This is a genomic window from Microbacterium imperiale (assembly GCF_017876655.1).
GTDB classification, from domain to species: domain Bacteria; phylum Actinomycetota; class Actinomycetes; order Actinomycetales; family Microbacteriaceae; genus Microbacterium; species Microbacterium imperiale.
The window spans coordinates 775,671-795,516 of the sequence record NZ_JAGIOK010000001.1; the positions used below are offsets into that span (position 1 = coordinate 775,671).

A 19,846-nucleotide genomic window follows, 5' to 3' on the forward strand; every position below is an offset into this window, starting at 1 on the left:
CTAGCGCGCGACGCGGGCGGCTCAGCCGCGGGTGACGTCGCGGGTGTCGTGGAGGTACCCCACCCGACCGTCCTCGTGGCGCACGACGAACACCTCGCCGCGATCCTCGATCACCAGAGCCCAGGCCGTCGGGCCGATGCGGAACAGCGGTGCGCCACTCTCGTCGAGGACGTCGCGCTCCTCGGGGACGAGGGCCCAGAATGCCTGCTGCGCCGGCTGCTGGTCGATCACGGTCGTCGCGTTCGCATCGAACGGCTCCGCCGCGTCAGCCGGGGCCGCCTCCCACGAGCCGGTTCCCGAGGATGCGCCTTCGACGTGGCCCGGTGCGCCGTACGCCTGCGTCGGCGCGGCGTATCCGGCCGTGCCCTGGTGGTCCGGTGCGGAAGCGCCCGCGGCCGGCCGAACGACCAGCGGCCGCGGCTCGACGGGACGCGCGGCCCGCGCGAGGCGGTGCGCGGGTGACTCGGGACGGTGACGGAAGTCCTCACCGAGGACGGGCAGGTGCGGCGCGACGACAGTGAGCACGACGCCGGCGAGCATGAGGATCAGCTCGACCCAGACGACCCAGCTCGCGACGAACACGCGCGTCTGGGCCAGCGCGGCGATCGCGCTCCACACGATGCCGAGCCAGACGGTGGCCGACACCGAGAAGGCGACCGAGGCGAACTGGTCGATGCCGAGCGAACCCACGCGGCGAATCCCCTGGGGCGAGAAGCGCCGCAGCACGATGAGGAAGACGGCGACCGTCGGAAGCCCGATCGTGAGCACCCAGTCGATCCCGGCCGCCCACACCGAGGAGCCGGAGCCGAAACGCCCGTAGACCGGGAAGAACGAGAAGATGAACGCGAGGGCCCAGACGCCGACGAGGGCGGTCTCTCGGATCGAGAGCGGGCCGACACCGTACTGGGGCGGGACGCCGGTTTCCGTGGACGTCGCGGCGTCCGGCTCGCGCTGGGCGTGCGCGTCCGTCATGGGCGACGCTTCGTCGGCGCGCGACGCGTCGTCGGATGCGGCATCCGGGCCGGCCGCGGCATCCGGCGACACGGCGCTCTCGGCCGGCGCCGGCGTCGTGGGCTCAGCGGATACGCCCTCGCCGACCGGCGCTGCGTTGTCGGGGCGGTCGTCGTCGAAGTCGTTGTGCTTCTCGTCGGTCACGATGTTCCCTTCGTCGCAGCGGTTGCGCTGCGGTGTGATCCTACCGGGCTCAGCCCAGACACTGCGGGCCGAGCAGACCCTTGAGCTCGCCGTAGAGATCGGGCGTCACCCGCACCGGCATCGGCACCTCGAACACCTTCGCCGCGCCCCCGCGGTGCAGCTTCAGCGACACCTCGGTGTCGCCGCTGTGGCGGCGCAGCACGGCCGCCAGCTCACCGATCGTGGACTCCGTGGCGCGTTGTTCGGGCAGCAGCAGGACCAGGGGTCCCGATGCGTCGAACGATCCGAGGTCGGGTGAGAACGCCGACTGCCCGTGCAGGTTCAAGCCGTCGTCTCGCCGCGACACCCGGCCACGGACGACCAGGATCGAGTCGGCCACGAGCATGCTCTGGAACTCCGTGTAGGTCTTGCCCATGAACATCACGGTCACCTCGCCGTCGAAGTCCTCGACGGTGATCATGCCGTAGGGGTTGCCGCTCTGCTTCGCCACGCGGTGCTGCACGCTGGTGACGAGCCCGGCGACGGTGACCTGATCCCCGTCCTGGACGTCCTCGGACGCCAGCAGATCGTGGATCGACGTGGACGCGTGCTTGGCCAGCGGTATCTCGAGGCCGGCCAGCGGATGATCGGAGACGTACAGCCCGAGCATCTCGCGCTCGAACGCGAGCTTGTCCTTCTTCGTCCACTCCGGCCGCTCGGGCACCTTGGCCGGCATGATCTCCTCGGCCTCGTCATAGAGGCTGTCGAAGTCGAACCCGATGGCGCCCGTGGCCGCCTTGCGCTTGGCGTCGACGGCGGCCTCGACGGCATCCTCGTGGATCTCCATGAGGGCGCGGCGGGTCGATCCGAGCGAGTCGAACGCCCCCGCCTTGATCAGCGACTCGACGGTGCGCTTGTTGGCCACGTGCAGCGGCACCTTGGTGAGGAAGTCGTGGAAGCTGACGTAGTTGTCGTCGGCGCGCGCGCTGATGATGCCGTCCACGACGTTGGCTCCGACGTTGCGCACCGCACCGAGACCGAAGCGGATGTCCTCGCCGACGGCCGCGAAGTAGCGGATCGACTCGCCGACGTCCGGCGGCAGAACGCGGATGCCCATGCGGCGGCACTCGTTGAGGTAGACCGCCATCTTGTCCTTCGAGTCGCCGACGCTCGTGAGGAGCGCCGCCATGTACTCGGCCGGGTAGTGCGCCTTCAGGTACGCGGTCCAGTACGAGACGAGCCCGTAGGCGGCGGAGTGCGCCTTGTTGAAGGCGTAGTCCGAGAAGGGCAGCAGGATGTCCCACAGCGCCTGGATCGCGCCCTCGCCGAACCCGCGCTCCTTCATTCCGCCCGAGAAGCCCTCGTACTGCTTGTCGAGCTCGGACTTCTTCTTCTTGCCCATCGCTCGGCGCAGGATGTCGGCCTGTCCGAGCGAGAAGCCGGCCACCTTCTGCGCGATCGCCATGACCTGCTCCTGATAGATGATCAGGCCGTACGTCGTGTCGAGGATGTCGCGGAGGGGCTCTTCGAGCTCGGGGTGGATGGGGGTGATCGGCTGCAGGCCGTTCTTGCGCAGGGCGTAGTTGGTGTGCGAGTTCGCGCCCATCGGGCCCGGACGGTACAGCGCGATGACAGCCGAGATGTCTTCGAAGTTGTCGGGCTTCATCAGTCGGAGCAGCGACCGCATGGGCCCGCCGTCGAGCTGGAACACGCCGAGAGTGTCACCGCGCGTGAGGAGGTCGTACGCCGGCCGATCATCGAGCGCGAGGTGCTCGAGGTCGAGCTCCTCGCCCCGGTTCATGCGGATGTTGTCGAGGGCGTCCGAGATGATCGTCAGGTTGCGCAGCCCGAGGAAGTCCATCTTGATGAGACCGAGCGTCTCGCACGACGGATAGTCGAACTGGGTGACGATCTGACCGTCCTGCTCGCGGCGCATGATCGGGATGATGTCGAGCAGCGGCTCGGACGACATGATGACGCCCGCGGCGTGCACGCCCCACTGCCGCTTCAGGCCCTCGAGCCCGAGTGCCCGGTCGAAGACGGTCTTGGCCTCGGGGTCGGTGTCGATGAGCGCGCGGAACTCGCTCGCCTCTTTGTAGCGCGGGTGCTCGGTGTTGAACATGCCGTCGAGCGGCATGTCCTTGCCCATGACGGCGGGAGGCATCGCCTTGGTGAGCTTCTCGCCCATGCTGAACGGGAAGCCCAGCACGCGACCGGCATCCTTCAGGGCCTGCTTCGACTTGATCGTGCCGTAGGTCACGATCTGCGCGACGCGCTCGGAACCGTACTTCTCGGTGACGTACTCGATCACCTCGCCGCGACGGCGGTCGTCGAAGTCGACGTCGAAGTCGGGCATGCTGACGCGGTCGGGGTTGAGGAACCGCTCGAAGATGAGCCCGTGCTCGAGCGGGTCGAGGTCGGTGATGCGCATCGCGTAGGCCACCATCGATCCGGCGCCCGAGCCGCGGCCGGGGCCGACCCGGATGCCGTTGTCCTTGGCCCAGTTGATGAAGTCGGCGACGACCAGGAAGTAGCCGGGGAATCCCATCTGCAGGATGATGCCGGTCTCGTACTCGGCCTGCTTGCGCACCTTGTCGGGGATGCCGCCCGGGTATCGGTAGTGCAGACCCGCCTCGACCTCTTTGACCAGCCAGCTGTCTTCGGTCTCGCCGTCGGGAACGGGGAAGCGCGGCATGTAGTTGGCCGAGGTGTTGAACTCGACCTCGCATCGCTCGGCGATGAGGAGGGTGTTGTCGCACGCCTCGGGGTGGTCGCGGAAGAGCTGACGCATCTCCTGCGCGGTCTTGATGTAGTACCCGTCGCCGTCGAATTTGAAGCGGTTGGGGTCGTCGAGGGTGGAGCCGGACTGCACGCAGAGCAGGGCGGCGTGGGCGTCCGCCTCGTGCTGGTGGGTGTAATGCGAGTCGTTGGTCGCGACCAGCGGGATGTCGAGGTCCTTGGCCAGACGCAGCAGGTCGGTCATCACGCGCCGCTCGATCGACAGCCCGTGGTCCATGATCTCGGCGAAGTAGTTCTCTTTGCCGAAGATGTCCTGGAACTCGGCCGCCGCGGCTCGGGCGGCGTCGTACTGTCCGAGGCGCAGCCGGGTCTGGACCTCACCCGACGGGCACCCCGTCGTGGCGATCAGTCCCTTGCCGTAGGTCTGCAGCAGTTCGCGGTCCATGCGGGGCTTGAAGTAGTAGCCCTCCATGCTCGACAACGAGCTCAGCCGGAACAGGTTGTGCATGCCCTCGGTGCTCTCGCTCCACATCGTCATGTGGGTGTAGGCGCCCGAGCCCGAGACGTCGTCGCTCTTCTGCTCGGGTGAGCCCCACGCGACGCGGGACTTGTCGCTGCGGTGCGTCCCGGGGGTCACGTACGCCTCGAGGCCGATGATGGGCTTGATGCCCGAGGCCTGGGCCGCGCGATAGAACTCGAACGCCGCGAAGGTGTTGCCGTGGTCGGTGACGGCGATCGCCGGCATCCCGTATTCGGACGCCGCCTGTGTCATCGCCGCGATCTTGGCCGCACCGTCGAGCATGGAGTACTCGCTGTGCACGTGCAGGTGTACGAAGGAGTCGGATGCCACCCCCCGAGTCTACGTTCGGCCTCGGACACGAGACCTAGGCTGGGCGCATGGCTACTCCCGAGTTCGTCCTCGACCTGCGCGAGAAGATCGGCACCGCTCCCCTGCCCCTCGTGGGCGTGACGGCGGTGGTCTTCCGCGACGAGAAGGTGCTGCTGGGCAAGCGCGCCGATAACGGCAGCTGGCAGCCGGTGTCGGGCATCGTCGACCCGGGCGAGGAACCCGCCGACGCCGCGGTGCGCGAATGCCTCGAAGAGGCGGGCGTCACGGTCCGCGTGGACCGGCTCGCACTCGTCCACCAGATCCCGCGCATCACGTACGACAACGGAGACCAGGTGGACTACCTCGACCTCGTCTTCCGCTGCACCTGGGTCGCGGGCGACCCCCACCCCGCCGACGGCGAGCTGACGGAGGTCGGCTTCTACGACCTGGGTGCGATGACGGACGTCGCGCCCGAGCACGTCCGCAAGGTCGCGCTCGCGATCCCCGAGGACGACCCCGCGACCTTCCGCGGCGGCCGGTGATGTCCGGCCCCAGCCTCGACGCGCTGCTCGATGGTCTCGCGGCCGATCGCGGGAATCCGGGCGGCGGCACGGCGGGCGGCGTCATCACCGCCATCGGTGCGGCCCTCGGCCAGATGGTGTGCCGCTACAGCTCGGATGCCGCCGAGGCGGCGGGCCTCGACGCTCACCTCGGAACGCTTCGAGCCCGAGCGGTCGCGGCGGCCGAGCGTGACGGCGAAGCTTCAGGCGCGTTGGGCGCGGCGCTGCGCCCGGCCGAGGACGGATCCGAAGACGAACGCGACCGGCGGATCGTCTCGGCGGCTGCAGAGGCCGTGCAGACCTCGGCGGAGCTCGGTCGGGTCGCTCTCGACGTGCTCGACGACCTGACGACCCTGTCGGCCGTCGGCAATCGCCATCTCTCGGCGGATGTCGCCGTTGCCCTCGACGCGGTCGCGGCGGGACTCGGTGCGGCGGCGACCAATCTGCGCGGGGGCCTGACTCTCGCCGCGGCGCACGGCGACGCGACCGCGCTGCGAGCTGCGCACGACGACCTCGGTCGCCGTCTGCTGCGGGCCCGGCTCGAGGCCCGCTCCCTCGCCGAACGGCTCGGCGAGCCCTGACGCGGGGTCAGTCGCCGCGCAGCAGCTCGAGCGCGCGCGCGAGATCGGGCGCGTAGGGAGCTGCGAAGGTCGCCCACTCCCCCGTCACCGGATGCGCGAAGGCCAACCGGTGCGCGTGCAGCCACTGCCGCGTCAAGCCCAGGCGCGCCGACAGCGTGGGATCTGCACCGTAGAGCGGATCGCCGGCGCACGGGTGGCGGTGCGCGGCCATGTGCACGCGGATCTGATGCGTGCGGCCCGTCTCGAGGTGGATCTCGAGCAGCGACGCCCCGGGGAAGGCCTCGAGCGTCTCGTAGTGGGTGACGGAGTCCTTGCCGGTCGGCGTCACCGCGAACTTCCACGAGTGCGAGGGATGCCGCCCGATCGGGGCATCGATCGTGCCGGAGAGCGGGTCGGGGTGCCCCTGCACGACGGCGTGGTAGATCTTCTCGACCTCCCGCTCCTTGAAGGCGCGCTTGAGGGCGGTGTACGCCCGCTCGCTCTTGGCGACGACCATCAGCCCGCTCGTGCCGACGTCGAGGCGATGCACGACGCCCTGCCGCTCGGGGGCACCGGTCGTGGCGATGCGGTATCCCGCCGCCGCGAGCGCGCCGAGCACCGTCGGCCCCTCCCAGCCGAGCGAGGGATGCGCCGCAACGCCGGCGGGCTTGTCGACCACCACGATGTCGTCGTCGTCGTGGACGATGCCCAGGTCGGGCACGGCGACGGGGACGATCTGCGCTTCGGCGCGCTCCTCCCAGAAGACGTCGAGCCAGCCCCCGGCCGTCAGCTTGTCGGACTTGCCGAGGGTGCGCCCGTCGAGGGTGACGCCGCCGGCGGCGGCCACCTCGGCGGCGAACGTCCGGGAGAATCCGAGAAGCTTCGCCAGCGCGGCGTCGACGCGGATGCCGTCGAGACCGTCGGGGACGGGAAGCGCGCGTTGGGGCATGTCAGGCGTCCGCGTCGGCGGTCTCGACGGCGTCGTCCTTCGCCGCCGGTCGGTCGCGTGTCCCGTCGAAGCGAATGCCCACGACGACCAGGAGCGCGACCGAGATCATCATCGTCACGATGAAGATGTCGGCGACGTTGTAGATCGCGGGACGGAACCACAGCCACATCCAGGGCGTGTGGATGAAGTCGATGACGTGCCCCTCGGGGAACCCGGGCTCGCGGAAGAGACGATCGGTCAGGTTGCCGAGCACCCCGCCGAGAAGCAGTCCGAGCACGATGGCCCACGACCGGGTCCGCACGCTGCGGATCGCCAGCACGATCACCGTGACAGCGACCGCGGCCAGCGCGAGCGTGAACACCCAGGTCACCCCGGTGCCCAACGAGAACGCCGCGCCGGGGTTCTTGGTCAGGTACAGCTGGAAGAAATCACCGAGGACGGGTACCTCACGCTGGTAGGGCAGCCCCTCCAGCGCCAGATGCTTCGTGAACTGGTCGGCGGCCAGCACCACTGCCGCGAGAATCGCGACGAGGGTACCGGCCGCCGGACCGTTCAGTCGTGTGTGCGACGCCAAGGATTACGCGCCGGCCGAAACGCCGGTCGTGTCGAGGTCGCGGAGCTTGCTCTCGATGAAGCCGCGGAGCTGACCGCGGTAGTCCTTCTCGAACTGCTGCAGGTCGGAGATGCGTCCCTCGAGCGACACGCGCTCGGCCTCGAGGCGGGCGACCTCGTCGCGACCGCGGGCCTCGGCCTCGGAGATGATGGACGCGGCCTGAGCCTGTGCGTCGGAGATCAGCTTGTCGCGCTGGGCCTTGCCCTCGGCGACGTGCTCGTCGTGCAGACGCTGTGCGAGCTCGATGATCCCCGCCGAGGCGGCAGCCGGGGCCGGGTCGGAGACGGGAGCCGGAGCCGGCTCGACGGCGGCGACGGGGGCCGGGACCTCTTCGACGACGGTCTCGTCGTTGGAGGCTGCGGCGGGCGTCTCACCCGACTCGTAAGCGGCGAGCTTCGCCTTGAGCTCTTCGTTCTCGGCGATCGTCTTGCGCCACTCGACGACGATCTCGTCGAGGAAGTCGTCGACCTCATCGGGGTCGAAGCCTTCCTTGAATCGCACGTGCTGGAACTGCTTGGTGACGACGTCTTCAGGGGTCAAAGCCATGGTGTTGTCCTCTTTCAGGGCTCACGACGCGGGCCGGTCAGCCGGCACCCGCCGCAGCGGGCCGTACCCGACCAGCATAGTCCGACGCCTCCGCAGCCGCGACGACGCCGGCCGGAGCGGCTCAGGCAGCCGCAACCGCCCGCGTGATCGACAGCAGGATGAAGCAGCCCAGCATGGTCAGCGGGAATGCCAGGTCGATTGCGATGACGCCGAGTCGGATCGGAGGAATGACGCGGCGCAGCGTCTTGATCGGCGGGTCGGTCACGGTGTACACGACCTCGGCGAGCACGAGAACGACGCCGCGCGGGCGCCACTCCCGATTGAACAGCGGGATGTACTCCAGGATCAGCCGGACGAACAGGATCAGGATGTAGACGAGGAGTGCGAAGTAGACGATCGAGGCGATCAGGCCGACGACATCCACGTCAGATCACTGGGCGAAGGGCGCCGCCTCGGGCTCAGCCTGAGCCACGGCGCCGTCGCCGGAGACGGCGATGTTCTCGGGCGAGAGCAGGAAGACCTTGCTCGTCACACGCTCGATGCGGCCGTAGAGACCGAGGGACAGACCGCTGGCGAAGTCGATCAGACGACGCGCGTCGGCGTCGCTCATCTGCGACAGGTTGATGATCACGGGAACGCCCTCGCGGAAGTTCTCGGCGATCACCTGCGCGTCGCGGTACTGCTTCGGGTGGACGGTCAGGATCTCGCTGACGGTACCGGTCGTCGGCTGACGCACGACGGCGGGGCGGTGCAGGGGCGTGACGGGCGCAGCCGGCTTCTCGACCGGCTTGTTGTCACGGCGAGCCTGCTGCTCGGCCTGCGGCTCTTCGTACATTTCTTCCTCATCTGCGAGGCCCAGGTACACCATGGTCTTCTTCAGCGGGTTCGACATCGCATCCTCCGTTTGCTCGTCTGTTCCGAGGCTATCCGCGGTCCGGGCGCGGTCCCGTGATTGCCGACCCGATCCGCAGGTGTGTCGCACCCGCCGCGATCGCATCGACGAAATCGCCGGTCATTCCGGCGGAGATCCAGGTCGCATCGGGTACAACCGAACGCAGTGTCGCCGACGCGGCGGCCAGACGCGCGAACGCGGCGGCCGGCTCCTCCTCGAGGGGGGCGACGGCCATCACGCCGCGTGGACGCAGCGAGGGGCAGGACGCGAGCAGATGCTCGCCGAGCGCCTCGACGTCGTCGGGTCGCGCACCGCCACGGCCCGGGTCGTCGGTCAGGTTGACCTGCAGCAGCACGTCGAGCGGCTCCCCCTCGGGGTCCGCCGCGTGCAGGGCATCCGCGATCCGCGCGCGATCGACCGAGTGGACGGCATCCGCCGCGGCGCGCACGGCGCGTGCCTTGTTCGTCTGCGCCTGCCCGATGAAGTGCCAGCGCAGGGGGGCCGTCCCCTCGAGGACCGCACGCTTGGCCGTCAGCTCCTGCTGACGGTTCTCGCCGACATCGCGCACACCGAGCGCGTGCAACCGGGTGACGAGCTCGGGCGGGTGGAACTTCGTCACGACGATGCGGGTGACCTCGTCCGGCGCACGACCCGACGCCCGCACCGCGGCAGCGATGCGGGCGTCGACGTCGGCGAGCCGTTCGGCAAGATCCGGCATGGACGAGACGGTTACTTCAGGAAGTCGGGGATGTCGAGATCGTCGTCACCGAACACCGAGTCGTACGAGTCGTTCTTGGCGGCCACCGGCACGGCGTCCTTCGTCTCGCGGCGCTCGACCGGCTCCGGCTTCACGGCGTCCTCGGCGGGGACCTCGGGCAGCACCGGCGGGGCCGACGGGCGGGCCGCCGCGATCGGCTCGATGCGGGCCTGAGGCTCGCCGCCGTCGAAGCCAGCGGCGATGACGGTGACGCGGACCTCATCGCCGAGAGTGTCGTCGATCACGGTGCCGAAGATGATGTTGGCCTCGGGGTGCGCGGCCTCCTTCACCAGCTGAGCGGCGTCGTTGATCTCGAAGATGCCGAGGTTCGACCCGCCCTGGATGGACAGCAGCACGCCATGCGCGCCCTCGATCGACGCCTCGAGCAGCGGCGACTCGACGGCAAGCTCGGCGGCCTTGATCGCACGGTCGGCACCGCGGGCGGAACCGATGCCCATGAGCGCGGAGCCGGCTCCCTGCATGACCGACTTGACGTCGGCGAAGTCGAGGTTGATCAGACCGGGCGTCGTGATGAGGTCGGTGATGCCCTGAACACCGGCGAGCAGCACCTGGTCGGCGGTCGCGAAGGCCTCGACCATGGAGATGCCGCGGTCGCTGATCTCGAGCAGGCGGTCGTTCGGGACGACGATGAGGGTGTCGACCTCTTCCTTGAGCTTCGACACGCCGGCCTCGGCCTGGCTCTGCCGACGACGTCCTTCGAACGAGAACGGCTTGGTCACGACACCGATGGTGAGGGCACCGATCGACTTGGCGATGCGGGCGACCACGGGTGCGCCACCGGTTCCGGTGCCACCACCCTCGCCCGCGGTGACGAACACCATGTCGGCACCCGCCAGCGCCTCCTCGATCTCCTCGGCGTGGTCCTCGGCGGCACGGCGGCCCACCTCGGGATCGGCGCCGGCCCCAAGGCCGCGCGTCAGCTCGCGACCGACGTCGAGCTTGACGTCCGCGTCGCTCATGAGCAGCGCCTGGGCGTCGGTGTTCACCGCGATGAACTCCACACCCCGCAGCCCCAGCTCGATCATCCGGTTGACGGCGTTGACGCCGCCACCGCCCACACCGACGACCTTGATCACCGCGAGGTAGTTCTGGTTCTGGCTCATGCCGGCCTCCATCTCGTCCCGAACCCGTGCTCTTAAACCTTCAACCTCATGTAGAGGTTTAAAGAATTGCCGAGTATGCAATTCCTGAGTTGAAGTTACGCACTGCGGGACGCGCCGCCGGGATGCGGGCGGCGTGTCGCGACATCCCGATTCCGGCGGTGTTCCCGCGCTCGATCGGACGGTCGCGACGCACCCGGAACCGGAGCGCGTCAGCGGACGACGGCGGCCTGCGGCGACGACACGTCGTACCCCGACGCATCGGGACGGACGGCCATCAGCTGGGCGAGCGTGACCGCCTTCTTCCCCGACTCCGACGGGCCGCCCCACACGACCGAGCGGCCGTCGGCGAGGGTCAGCGTCACGTCGTTCGGCGTCGTCGCCGAGACCGTCGTCACCTGGGCGCGCAGGTCTTCGGGAAGAGCACGGAACACCTGACCCGCTGCGGCGAAGGTCGGGGAGGTCAGTCCACCCTCGACCTCCAGGAGAGGATGACCCGCGGGAGGCTCGGGCGTCGTCGACAGCGCGACGCCCGCGGCATCCACCAGCGTGTATCCGGCGTCGCCCTGCACCGCGCCGACGGGGGTGCGCTCGACGATCCGGACGATCAGCTCGTGCGGCGGGCGCGCCTCGAGGCTGTAGGACTCCACGAGGGGAAACGACACGAGGGCGGCTTTGATCGCGCTCTCGTCGATGAGCGGCATCGGGGTGCCGAGCTGGTCGGCGAGGGCGCTCTGCACCGCGCCGGCATCGAGCTGCGTCGTCCCGACGACGGTGACGCGCTCGACCGAGAACAGCGGGCTGTACGCGGCCCCGACGGAGCCGAGGACGAGCGCGGCCACGATCGACAGCGACACGATCCACACGCGGCGCCGGCGGCGCTGCCGGGCCGTGAACCGACGGACCTCTCGGCGCAGCGCACGGCGACGCTCGCGCGCCGCGCTCCAGACGTCCCGCGGCGTCAGCTTGGCGGTGTCGCCGGTATCGCCGGTATCGCCGGTATCGCAGGTATCGCCGGTATCGCCGGAGGCATGCTCGTCAGATAACGATGCATCAGCCGGCCGCGTCGGCGAATCGAACGGGATGATCGGGGCGATTCCGTAATCGCGACCGCGCTGGTCCCAGAGCGGCTCGAGGGGCTGGGTCTGCGACTGGTCGCCCGCCGCGGCCGGTGAGGCGTCGCGTCGTGGCGGGTCGACGCGACGCGGCGTCAGCGCGGATCGCTCGGTGTCGCCCCGCTCCTGCGTGCGCGTGCCGTTCGGCCGCGACGGCGGCGGAAGCGGGCTCGGCCGGCGCACGGACTACTCCCCCGTCCGCGCCAGCGACTGCAGGACCTGCGGGATGATGAGGTTGACGTTGCCGCATCCGAGGGTCACGACGAAGTCGCCGTCGCGCGCGACGCTCGCGGTGTAGTCGGCGGCGGCCTGCCAGTCGGCGACGAAGTGGACGTTCTCGGGGTCGGTGAAGGCCCCGCTCACCAGCTCGCCCGTGACACCGGGCACCGGGTCTTCACGCGCGCCGTACACGTCGAGCACCACCGTGTGGTCGGCGTGCGACTCGAGCACGTCGGCGAACTCGCGGAACATCTCCTGCGTGCGCGAATACGTGTGCGGCTGGTGCAGCGCGATGATGCGTCCCGAGCCGACGACGGTCCGCGCTGCCGCGAGAGCGGCGGCGACCTCGGTGGGGTGATGCGCGTAGTCGTCGTACACACTGACGCCGCGCGTCACCCCGTGCAGTTCGAAGCGGCGCGCGGTGCCACCGAAGCCCTCGACCGCTCGGACGGCGCGCTCGAGGTCGTGACCGAGGGCGATGAGGACGGCGACCGCTCCGGCGGCGTTGACGGCGTTGTGCGCGCCCGGCACGGCGAGGCGCGCCTCGACCGTGCGCCCCGCGTGGGTGAGCGCGAACGCGACGGGGCCTTCGGTGACGATCGACGTCAGGCGCACGTCGGCCGATTCCGCCTCACCGAAGGTGAGGACGTTCCGATGCGTGAGGCCGGCCGCGACGCGGCGCGCGCCGGCGTCGTCCGCCGAGATCACGACCGCCTCGCGAGCGCGATCGGCGAAGGTGACGAAGCCCTCGTAGAAGGCATCCCGCGTCGCCCAGTGGTCCAAGTGGTCGGGGTCGACGTTGGTGATGAGGGCAACAGAGGTGTCGTACAGCAGGAACGTGCCGTCGGACTCGTCGGCTTCGATGACGAAGAGGTCGTCGTCGCCGGTACCGCTCGAGACGCCGAGGTCGGCGATCACGCCGCCGTTGACGAAAGTCGGTCGCGTGCCCAGGCCGCGCAGCGCGGTCACGATCATCCCGGTCGAGGTCGTCTTGCCGTGCGCCCCGGCCACCGAGACGAGCCGACGCCCGCCAATGAGCCAGTGCAGCGCCTGCGAGCGGTGGATGACGTGCAGGCCGCGCTCCTTGGCGAGCAGGAACTCGGGGTTCTCGGGCCAGATGGCGCCCGTGTGGACGACGGTGTCGGCGTCGTCGGGAAGGTGCGCCGCGTCATGGCCGACGTGCACCGTCGCGCCGCGTGCGGCCAGCGCGCGCATGGTCGGGCTGTCGGCACGGTCGGATCCCGACACGCGGATGCCGCGGTCGAGGAACATGCCGGCCAGACCGGACATCCCCGATCCACCGATGCCGATGAAGTGCGCCGCACCGATGTCAGCGGGGATGGGAAGGCTCAAGTCGGGTCTGATCATGACCCGATAAGTCTAGGTCGCCGCGGCTGGACGCCCGCCCGCCACGCCCGGTGCGGTGGCGTCAGCGAGCCAACGCCTCATCGAGCATCGCGACGACGTTCGCTGCGCCCGCGCGCGTCCCGACGCCGGCGGCCGCACGGCGCATCTCATCGAGAGCGGATGCGTCGCCCAGCAGTGGCACGATCTCCGAGCGCACCCGCTCGGCGGTGAACTCCGCGTCGGGCACGATGCGCGCCGCGCCCGCGCGCACCGCATCGGCGGCGTTGAGCGCCTGCTCGCCGTTGCCCACCGCGTAGGGCACGTAGACGGCCGGGATGCCGAGGGCGCTGACTTCGCTCACGGTCGCGGCGCCCGAGCGCGAGACGACGAGGTCGGCGACCGCGAACGCGAGGTCCATGCGGTCGAGGTACGGCACGACGCGATAGTCGGATGCCGCCGGCGCCGCGGTCTCGTTGCGCTCACCGGTCGCGTGGAGCACCTGCCACCCGGCGGCCACGAGATCCTGCCACGATCCGGCGAGGGCCTCGTTCAAGCGGCGCGCACCCAGGGATCCGCCGAAGACGAGTACGACGGGGCGGGCCGGGTCGAGCCCGAACGCGGCGGCGGCCTCGGCGCGGCGAGCCTGCCGGTCGAGGCCGACGATCTCGCGGCGCAGCGGCATCCCCACCACCCGCGCCCCCCGCAGGGGCGTGCCGGGGAAGACGATGCCCGTCGCCGCGGCTCCGCGCGCGCCGAGGACGTTCGCGAGCCCGGGACGGGCGTTGGCCTCGTGCACGATGTAGGGCACGCGTTCCCGCTTGGCCGCGACGTAGGCGGGCGCGGCGGCGTATCCACCGAAGCCCGCGACCACGTCGACGCCGTGTCGGCGGATATGCGCCCGCACCTGTCCGACGGCGCGCAGCCAGCGCACCGGGAACCGAGCGGCCGCCGCATTCGGACGGCGCGGGAACGGCACCTTGTCGACCACGAGCAGCTCGTAGCCGCGCTCGGGCACGAGACGGGACTCGAGGCCCTCGCGCGTTCCCAGGACGAGCACGGAGTCGTCGGGGCGCCGCTCACGCAGAGCGTCGGCGACAGCGAGGAGCGGATTGACGTGCCCAGCGGTCCCGCCGCCGGCCAGGAGGTACGTGGTCACCGATCGAGCCTACCGGCGCACGGCACCGGCCCGAGCGGGCTCGACGCGCGGCGCGACACGGCCCCCGACCGGCGCGACGGCCAGCGGCGAGCGGACCGGAAGCGTCCGCGCGAACGAGAGCAGTACACCGCACGCCAGCAGCACCGACATCAGCGACGTGCCGCCCTGCGACATGAAGGGCAGCGGAACACCGAGCACGGGGAACACCCGCAGCACGACGCCGATGTTCACGAGCGCCTGCCCGACGATCCAGATGGTGATGCCGCCCGAGACGATGCGGACGAACGGGTCGTCGGTCTTTCGGATGACGTGGAACGCGCCGACGGCGAAGAGGGCGAAGAGCGCGAGGACGACGGCGCAGCCGATGAGCCCGAGCTCCTCGCCGACGATCGCGAAGATGTAGTCGTTCGCGGCCGCGGGGAGCCACTGGTACTTCTCGCGCGAGTTGCCGAGCCCGAGGCCGAAGATGCCACCGCTCGCGAGCGCCCAGATGCCGTGCAGCGGCTGATAGCACGAGCCCGCGTCGGCGAAGTAGCAGTCCGTCGAGTCGACGTTGAGGAAGCTCATGATGCGCGCCATGCGGTTCGGGCTGGTGACCGCGAACACGGCGGCGGCCGCCACGACACCGATGAGGGGCAGCAGGAAGAGGCGCAGCTTGACCCCGGAGAAGAACAGGCAGCCGAGGAGGATCGACATCACGATCATCGCGGTGCCGAGGTCGTGCCCGGCCATGATGGTGCCGATCACCAGCGCACCGACCGGGACGACCGGGATGAAGACGTGCTGCCACTTCGTCAGCAGCGTGCGCTTGCGATAGAGCACGAAGCCCAGCCACAGCGCGAGCGAGAGTTTCAGGAACTCCGACGGCTGCGCCTGGAACCCGGCGATCGAGATCCAGTTCGTGTTGCCGTCGTTGTGGACGCCCAGCCCCGGGACGAACACCAGCAGCTGCAGCAGAAGGCCGGCGATGAGCGCCGGCCAGGCGATGCGCTTCCAGAAGCGCACCGGCATCCGGCTCGCGACGAACATCAGCGGGATCGCGACGGCGGCGAAGACGGCCTGCTTGAGGAAGGTGTCGAACGGGCTCGCGTTGGCGGTGGCCATCGTCGCCGACAGCACCATCACCAACCCGAAGCCGGTCAGGATCAGCGCCGTGGAGGCCAGCAGCAGGAACTCGCTCGGCACGGGCGCGAAGACCCGTCCGAGTGAGACCCGCGCAGCGAAACCGCCGCGCGGCGCCGAGCCGGTGTCAGTGTCCGCCGTCGGACCCAGTGGGCTGCTCGGTGTCGTGGTCACCGTCTCCCCTTCCGATCCGTTCGCGCACGGCCTGCGCGAAACGGCGGCCGCGGTCGGCATAGGAGGCGAACTGGTCGAAGGATGCCGCCGCGGGAGCGAGGAGCACGACGTCCCCCTCGCCCGCGACCCCGACCGCCAGTTCGACGACCCGAGCCATGACATCCTCAGTCTGAGTCGCGTCCACCTCGAACACGGGAACTGCGGGCGCGTGTCGCTCGAACGCGGCGACGACCTCGGTCCGGTCCTCACCGATGACGATGGCCGCCTTGGACGCTCCACCTCGCGCCGCGACGAGCGCCGAGATGTCGACGCCCTTCAGCAGTCCGCCCACGACCCACACCGCGCCCGGGAAGGCGGCCAGCGACGAGGACGCGGCGTGCGGGTTCGTCGCCTTCGAGTCGTCGACCCAGGTGATGCCCGCCGCGCGTGCGACGACCTCGATGCGGTGAGGGTCGAGCCGGAACGCGAGGAGCGCGTCGCGGATCGCGGCGGGTTCGACGTCGAGAGACCGCGCGAGCGCGGCGGCGGCGAGGATGTTGGCGACGACGTGGGGGGCGGCGAGGTCGCGGGCGGCGAGCTCGTCGACCGTGGTCAGCTCGAGCGCCGACGTGTGCCGCTCGGCGTGGAAGGCACGATCGACCAGGATGCCGTCGACGAGGCCGACATCGCTCGGACCGGGGACGCCGAGGTCGAACCCGATGGCGCGGCATCCTTCGACGACCTCCGCCTCTTCGACCATCTCGCGGGTCGCGACATCGGACTTGTTGTACACGCACGCGATGCGGGTGTTGCGGTACACGAGCGCCTTCGCGTCGCGGTAGGCCTGGAACGACCCGTGCCACTCCAGGTGATCGTCCGCGAGGTTGAGACAGACGCTCGCGTGCGGCGACGGCTGACCCGCCTCGGCGGCGAGCCCGAGGTACCAGAGCTGGTGGCTCGAGAGCTCGACGACGAGCACGTCGAATCCGGACGGGTCGCGCACCGCATCGAGCGCCGGCACACCGATGTTGCCGCAGGGTGCCGCACGCAGCCCGCCCGCGACGAGCATGGACGCCGTCAGCTGGGTCGTCGTCGTCTTGCCGTTGGTGCCGGTGATGAACACCCAGTCGGCGGGGCGCCCGTCGGGACGGACGACCTTGTCGCGCACGCGCCAGGCGAGCTCGATGTCGCCCCACACGGCGACGCCGCTCTCGCGCGCCCACCGGATGACGGGATGATGCGGAGGAAAGCCCGGCGATGCGATGACGACCTCGGGGGCGTGCGCGACGAGCGCGTCGGGAACCGTCTGCAGGGTGCCGTCGTAGAGCGTCGCCCCGATGACCGGCAGGAGGCGGGCGTACTCGGCGTCGGCGCCCTCCGTCGCGACCAGGACCTGTGCACCCAACTCGGTCAGCGTGTCGGCGACCGAGAAACCCGTGACCGACAGGCCGAGCACGGCGACGCGCAGACCCGTCCAGTCGGCGTTCCAGCTCGTCAGAGAGTCCAGCCGGGCGCTCATACCGCCGCCAGCCATGCGACGTAGAAGAGGCCGACGCCGCCCACCGCGAGCATGCCCGCGATGATCCACATGCGCACCACGATCGTGACCTCGGGCCAGCCGCGCATCTCGAGGTGGTGGTGGAACGGGCTCATCAGGAACAGGCGCTTGCCGCCGGTCGCCTTGAAATAATAGCGCTGCAGGATCACCGAGCCGGGGGCGATGATGAAGACCCCAGCGATGATCACGGCGAGCAGCTCGGTGTGCGAGAGCACCGCCATCGCGACGATGACGCCGCCGATGGCCATCGAGCCGACATCGCCCATGAAGACCTTCGCCTTCGGGGCGTTCCACCACAGGAAGCCGACGAGGGCGCCGACGAACGACGCCGAGATGATGGTGAGGTCCATCGGGTCGCGCGTCGTGTAGCACGCGGCCTCGTACGCCGGAACGAGGGCGCCGCTCGCGCAGCGCTGCTGGAACTGCCAGAACGTGACGAGGCTGTACGCGGAGATCGTGAAGATGCCCGCCCCCGTCGCGAGACCGTCGAGCCCGTCGGTCAGGTTGGTCGCGTTCGACCACGCCACCGCCTGGAACGAGATCCACGCGAGGTACAGCACCCACCCGATGACCGCGCCGAGCGTCATGAAGGACAGCCAGTCGATATCGCGGAAGAACGAGATGTACGCGCTGCCGGGCGTCTCACCGCTGGCGTTGGGGAACATCAGGGCGGCGATGCCGAACGGCACCGCGACGATGATCTGACCCGCGACCTTGCGCCATCCCGAGAGCCCGAGACTGCGCTGCTGGCGCACCTTCATGTAGTCGTCGATGAAGCCGACGATGCCGAGCCCCACCATCATCCAGATGACGAGCAGGCCCGAGATGGTGGGCGGCGCTCCCCCGGTGAAGGTGCCGACGAGATAGCCGACGACGGCGCCGACGATGAAGATGATCCCGCCCATCGTGGGCGTGCCCCGCTTGGCGTGGTGGCTCGGATTCGTCGCGTCGTCGGGGGTGCGGATGACCTGACCCCAGCCGAGCTTCTCGAAGAGCCGGATGAACAGCGGGGTCAGGAAGAGGGGGAACGCGAGCGAGATCGTCGCGGCCGTCAGCAGGGATCTCACGAGAAGAATTCTCCCAGACGATCGCCGAGGTGCCGCAGGCCCGCCGAGTTCGACGACTTCACCAGCACCCGATCGCCCGGTCGCAGCTCACCGATGAGGTAGTCGTAGGCGGCATCCGCGTCGGTGAAGAACACCGCTTCGCCGTCCCACGATCCCTCGCCGACGGCGGCGAGGTACAGGCGGCGGGCCTCCGCGCCGACGACGACGATCCGCTCGATGCGCAGGCGGACCGCCTGCAGGCCGACGCGGTCGTGCTCCTCGCCGGCGTACTCGCCGAGCTCGCTCATGGCACCGAGGACGGCGACCTTCCGCTGGTCGGGACCGGTGATCTGGGCCAGTGTGCGCAGCGCCGCCGCCATCGAGTCGGGGCTGGCGTTGTAGGCGTCGTTGATGATGCGCACGGAATCCGATCCGAGCGGCTGCATGCGCCAGCGTTCGGCGAGCTCCACCGTCTCGAGGCGGGCGACCGCATCGGCGATCGAGACGCCCAGCTCGGTCGCGGCCGTGATGGCGGCGAGGGCGTTCATGACGTGGTGTTCGCCGAGCACGCGCAGGCGCATCGGAACCCGCTCATCTCCCGCGACGACGACGCAGGACGTGCCGGAGGCGTCGACCTCGACGTCCTCTGCCCGCACCTCGGCCGCGGGCCCGCGGCCGAACCAGCGGACCCGCACGCCGCGCGCCTGCGCCACCGGCGCCATGGTGGCCACGCGGGCGTCGTCGGCGTTCAAGACCGCCACCCCGCCCGGACGCACCGCTTCGACGAGCTCGGTCTTCGCGCGCAGCGTCGCCTCGACGCCGCCGAAACCGCCCGCGTGGGCCATGCCCACCATGAGGACGACACCGACGTCCGGCGTGACGAGCCCAGCCAGACGCGCGATCTGACCCGAACCGTCGGCGCCGAACTCGCTCACGAGGAAGCGGGTTTCGTCGGCGACGCGGAGCATCGTCAGCGGAGCGCCGACGGAGTTGTTGAACGACGCGCGCGGCGCGACCGTGGGCCCCTCGTCCTCGAGGATGCGCGCGAGCAGGTTCTTCGTCGTCGTCTTGCCGTTCGAGCCCGTGATCCCGACGACACGCAGGTCGCCGCCACGGCGGACGCGGGCCACGACCTCGCGGGCCAGGTCGGCCAGCGCCGTCACCGCGTCGGCCACCACGATCTGCGTGATCGGGGCGTCGACGGTGCGCTCGACGATCGCGAGAGCCGCGCCCGCCTCGGCGGCCGCGGGCACGAAGAGGTGCCCGTCGGTGGCGTCACCGGGCTTGGCGACGAAGACGTCGCCGGGGCCGATGTTGCGCGAGTCCGTGTCGACGGTGCCCGCGACGCGCGTCTGCGGGCTGTCGTCGCCGGAGAGATGGAGCGTCCCCGAGAGCACGGAGGCGATGTCGGACAGGGGCAACGAGATCAT

Annotated in this window: 18 protein-coding genes; 2 read left to right on the forward strand and 16 right to left on the reverse strand. The window is 70.1% G+C overall.

The features are described from left to right. Positions 1–21 precede the first annotated feature (21 nt). Entirely contained in the window at positions 22–1,155 is a 1,134-nt protein-coding gene (locus tag JOF37_RS03810; protein WP_210005238.1) for a hypothetical protein, read from the reverse strand. A gap of 49 nt (positions 1,156–1,204) precedes the next feature. Beyond that, positions 1,205–4,723: a DNA polymerase III subunit alpha gene (dnaE, locus tag JOF37_RS03815; protein WP_210005239.1), complete on the reverse strand. Its 3,519-nt coding sequence runs from the start codon at positions 4,721–4,723 to the stop codon at positions 1,205–1,207. A 47-nt stretch (positions 4,724–4,770) separates the two neighbouring features. On the opposite strand from dnaE, the gene JOF37_RS03820 reads away from it, so the two are divergent. Then, positions 4,771–5,244 (forward strand): NUDIX hydrolase, encoded by a 474-nt coding sequence (locus JOF37_RS03820; RefSeq protein WP_210005241.1) that lies wholly within the window; start codon positions 4,771–4,773, stop codon positions 5,242–5,244. After that, complete coding sequence (locus tag JOF37_RS03825; protein ID WP_210005243.1) at positions 5,244–5,843, forward strand: cyclodeaminase/cyclohydrolase family protein; 600 nt, start codon at positions 5,244–5,246, stop codon at positions 5,841–5,843. Before JOF37_RS03820 ends, JOF37_RS03825 begins: the two co-directional genes overlap by 1 nt. A 7-nt stretch (positions 5,844–5,850) precedes the next feature. Here the strand turns inward: JOF37_RS03825 and JOF37_RS03830 are convergent, their stop codons facing one another. The 14 genes from JOF37_RS03830 to JOF37_RS03895 form a co-directional block, all read right to left on the reverse strand. After that, on the reverse strand, positions 5,851–6,771 hold the full coding sequence (locus JOF37_RS03830; RefSeq protein ID WP_210005251.1) for an RluA family pseudouridine synthase: 921 nt from the start codon (positions 6,769–6,771) through the stop codon (positions 5,851–5,853). Position 6,772: 1 nt separating this feature from the next. Continuing rightward, positions 6,773–7,345: a signal peptidase II gene (gene lspA / locus JOF37_RS03835; RefSeq protein WP_210005253.1), complete on the reverse strand. Its 573-nt coding sequence runs from the start codon at positions 7,343–7,345 to the stop codon at positions 6,773–6,775. 3 nt (positions 7,346–7,348) lie between these two features. Next, positions 7,349–7,930, reverse strand: coding sequence for a DivIVA domain-containing protein (locus JOF37_RS03840; protein WP_210005255.1), 582 nt, complete (start codon positions 7,928–7,930; stop codon positions 7,349–7,351). 121 nt (positions 7,931–8,051) lie between these two features. Next, the gene (locus JOF37_RS03845; protein WP_210005257.1) at positions 8,052–8,354 is read right to left on the reverse strand and encodes a YggT family protein; all 303 of its coding nucleotides are present in this window, start codon (positions 8,352–8,354) and stop codon (positions 8,052–8,054) included. 6 nt (positions 8,355–8,360) lie between these two features. After that, entirely contained in the window at positions 8,361–8,822 is a 462-nt protein-coding gene (locus JOF37_RS03850) for a cell division protein SepF (RefSeq protein WP_210005259.1), read from the reverse strand. A 31-nt stretch (positions 8,823–8,853) separates the two neighbouring features. After that, complete coding sequence (locus JOF37_RS03855) at positions 8,854–9,540, reverse strand: YggS family pyridoxal phosphate-dependent enzyme (protein WP_210005261.1); 687 nt, start codon at positions 9,538–9,540, stop codon at positions 8,854–8,856. A gap of 11 nt (positions 9,541–9,551) precedes the next feature. Further along, the gene (gene ftsZ, locus JOF37_RS03860) at positions 9,552–10,703 is read right to left on the reverse strand and encodes a cell division protein FtsZ (protein WP_210005263.1); all 1,152 of its coding nucleotides are present in this window, start codon (positions 10,701–10,703) and stop codon (positions 9,552–9,554) included. Positions 10,704–10,912: 209 nt separating this feature from the next. Continuing rightward, a complete protein-coding gene (locus JOF37_RS03865) occupies positions 10,913–11,998 on the reverse strand; it encodes a cell division protein FtsQ/DivIB (protein WP_210005265.1) in 1,086 nt (361 codons plus the stop codon). A gap of 3 nt (positions 11,999–12,001) precedes the next feature. Then, a complete protein-coding gene (gene murC / locus JOF37_RS03870) occupies positions 12,002–13,402 on the reverse strand; it encodes a UDP-N-acetylmuramate--L-alanine ligase (RefSeq protein WP_210005267.1) in 1,401 nt (466 codons plus the stop codon). A 61-nt stretch (positions 13,403–13,463) separates the two neighbouring features. Continuing rightward, positions 13,464–14,537, reverse strand: a complete 1,074-nt coding sequence (locus tag JOF37_RS03875) for a UDP-N-acetylglucosamine--N-acetylmuramyl-(pentapeptide) pyrophosphoryl-undecaprenol N-acetylglucosamine transferase (RefSeq protein WP_210005269.1) — start codon at positions 14,535–14,537, stop codon at positions 13,464–13,466. A gap of 9 nt (positions 14,538–14,546) precedes the next feature. Next, a complete protein-coding gene (gene ftsW, locus JOF37_RS03880; protein WP_372445407.1) occupies positions 14,547–15,833 on the reverse strand; it encodes a putative lipid II flippase FtsW in 1,287 nt (428 codons plus the stop codon). Then, entirely contained in the window at positions 15,787–17,331 is a 1,545-nt protein-coding gene (murD, locus tag JOF37_RS03885) for a UDP-N-acetylmuramoyl-L-alanine--D-glutamate ligase (protein ID WP_210005273.1), read from the reverse strand. The genes ftsW and murD overlap by 47 nt, the downstream gene beginning before the upstream one ends. Beyond that, positions 17,328–18,437: a phospho-N-acetylmuramoyl-pentapeptide-transferase gene (gene mraY / locus JOF37_RS03890; protein ID WP_210005274.1), complete on the reverse strand. Its 1,110-nt coding sequence runs from the start codon at positions 18,435–18,437 to the stop codon at positions 17,328–17,330. The genes murD and mraY overlap by 4 nt, the downstream gene beginning before the upstream one ends. Next, entirely contained in the window at positions 18,434–19,846 is a 1,413-nt protein-coding gene (locus JOF37_RS03895) for a UDP-N-acetylmuramoyl-tripeptide--D-alanyl-D-alanine ligase (RefSeq protein WP_210005276.1), read from the reverse strand. Before JOF37_RS03895 ends, mraY begins: the two co-directional genes overlap by 4 nt.

Coding starts and splice junctions, on each gene's coding strand:
- murD (WP_210005273.1), bottom strand. CDS start 17,331: ATGAGCGCCCGGCTGGACTCTCTGACGAGCTGGAACGCCGACTGGACG.
- JOF37_RS03825 (WP_210005243.1), top strand. CDS start 5,244: ATGTCCGGCCCCAGCCTCGACGCGCTGCTCGATGGTCTCGCGGCCGAT.
- JOF37_RS03850 (WP_210005259.1), bottom strand. CDS start 8,822: ATGTCGAACCCGCTGAAGAAGACCATGGTGTACCTGGGCCTCGCAGAT.
- murC (WP_210005267.1), bottom strand. CDS start 13,402: ATGATCAGACCCGACTTGAGCCTTCCCATCCCCGCTGACATCGGTGCG.
- JOF37_RS03840 (WP_210005255.1), bottom strand. CDS start 7,930: ATGGCTTTGACCCCTGAAGACGTCGTCACCAAGCAGTTCCAGCACGTG.
- JOF37_RS03820 (WP_210005241.1), top strand. CDS start 4,771: ATGGCTACTCCCGAGTTCGTCCTCGACCTGCGCGAGAAGATCGGCACC.
- ftsZ (WP_210005263.1), bottom strand. CDS start 10,703: ATGAGCCAGAACCAGAACTACCTCGCGGTGATCAAGGTCGTCGGTGTG.
- JOF37_RS03830 (WP_210005251.1), bottom strand. CDS start 6,771: ATGCCCCAACGCGCGCTTCCCGTCCCCGACGGTCTCGACGGCATCCGC.
- JOF37_RS03895 (WP_210005276.1), bottom strand. CDS start 19,846: ATGATCTCGTTGCCCCTGTCCGACATCGCCTCCGTGCTCTCGGGGACG.
- JOF37_RS03855 (WP_210005261.1), bottom strand. CDS start 9,540: ATGCCGGATCTTGCCGAACGGCTCGCCGACGTCGACGCCCGCATCGCT.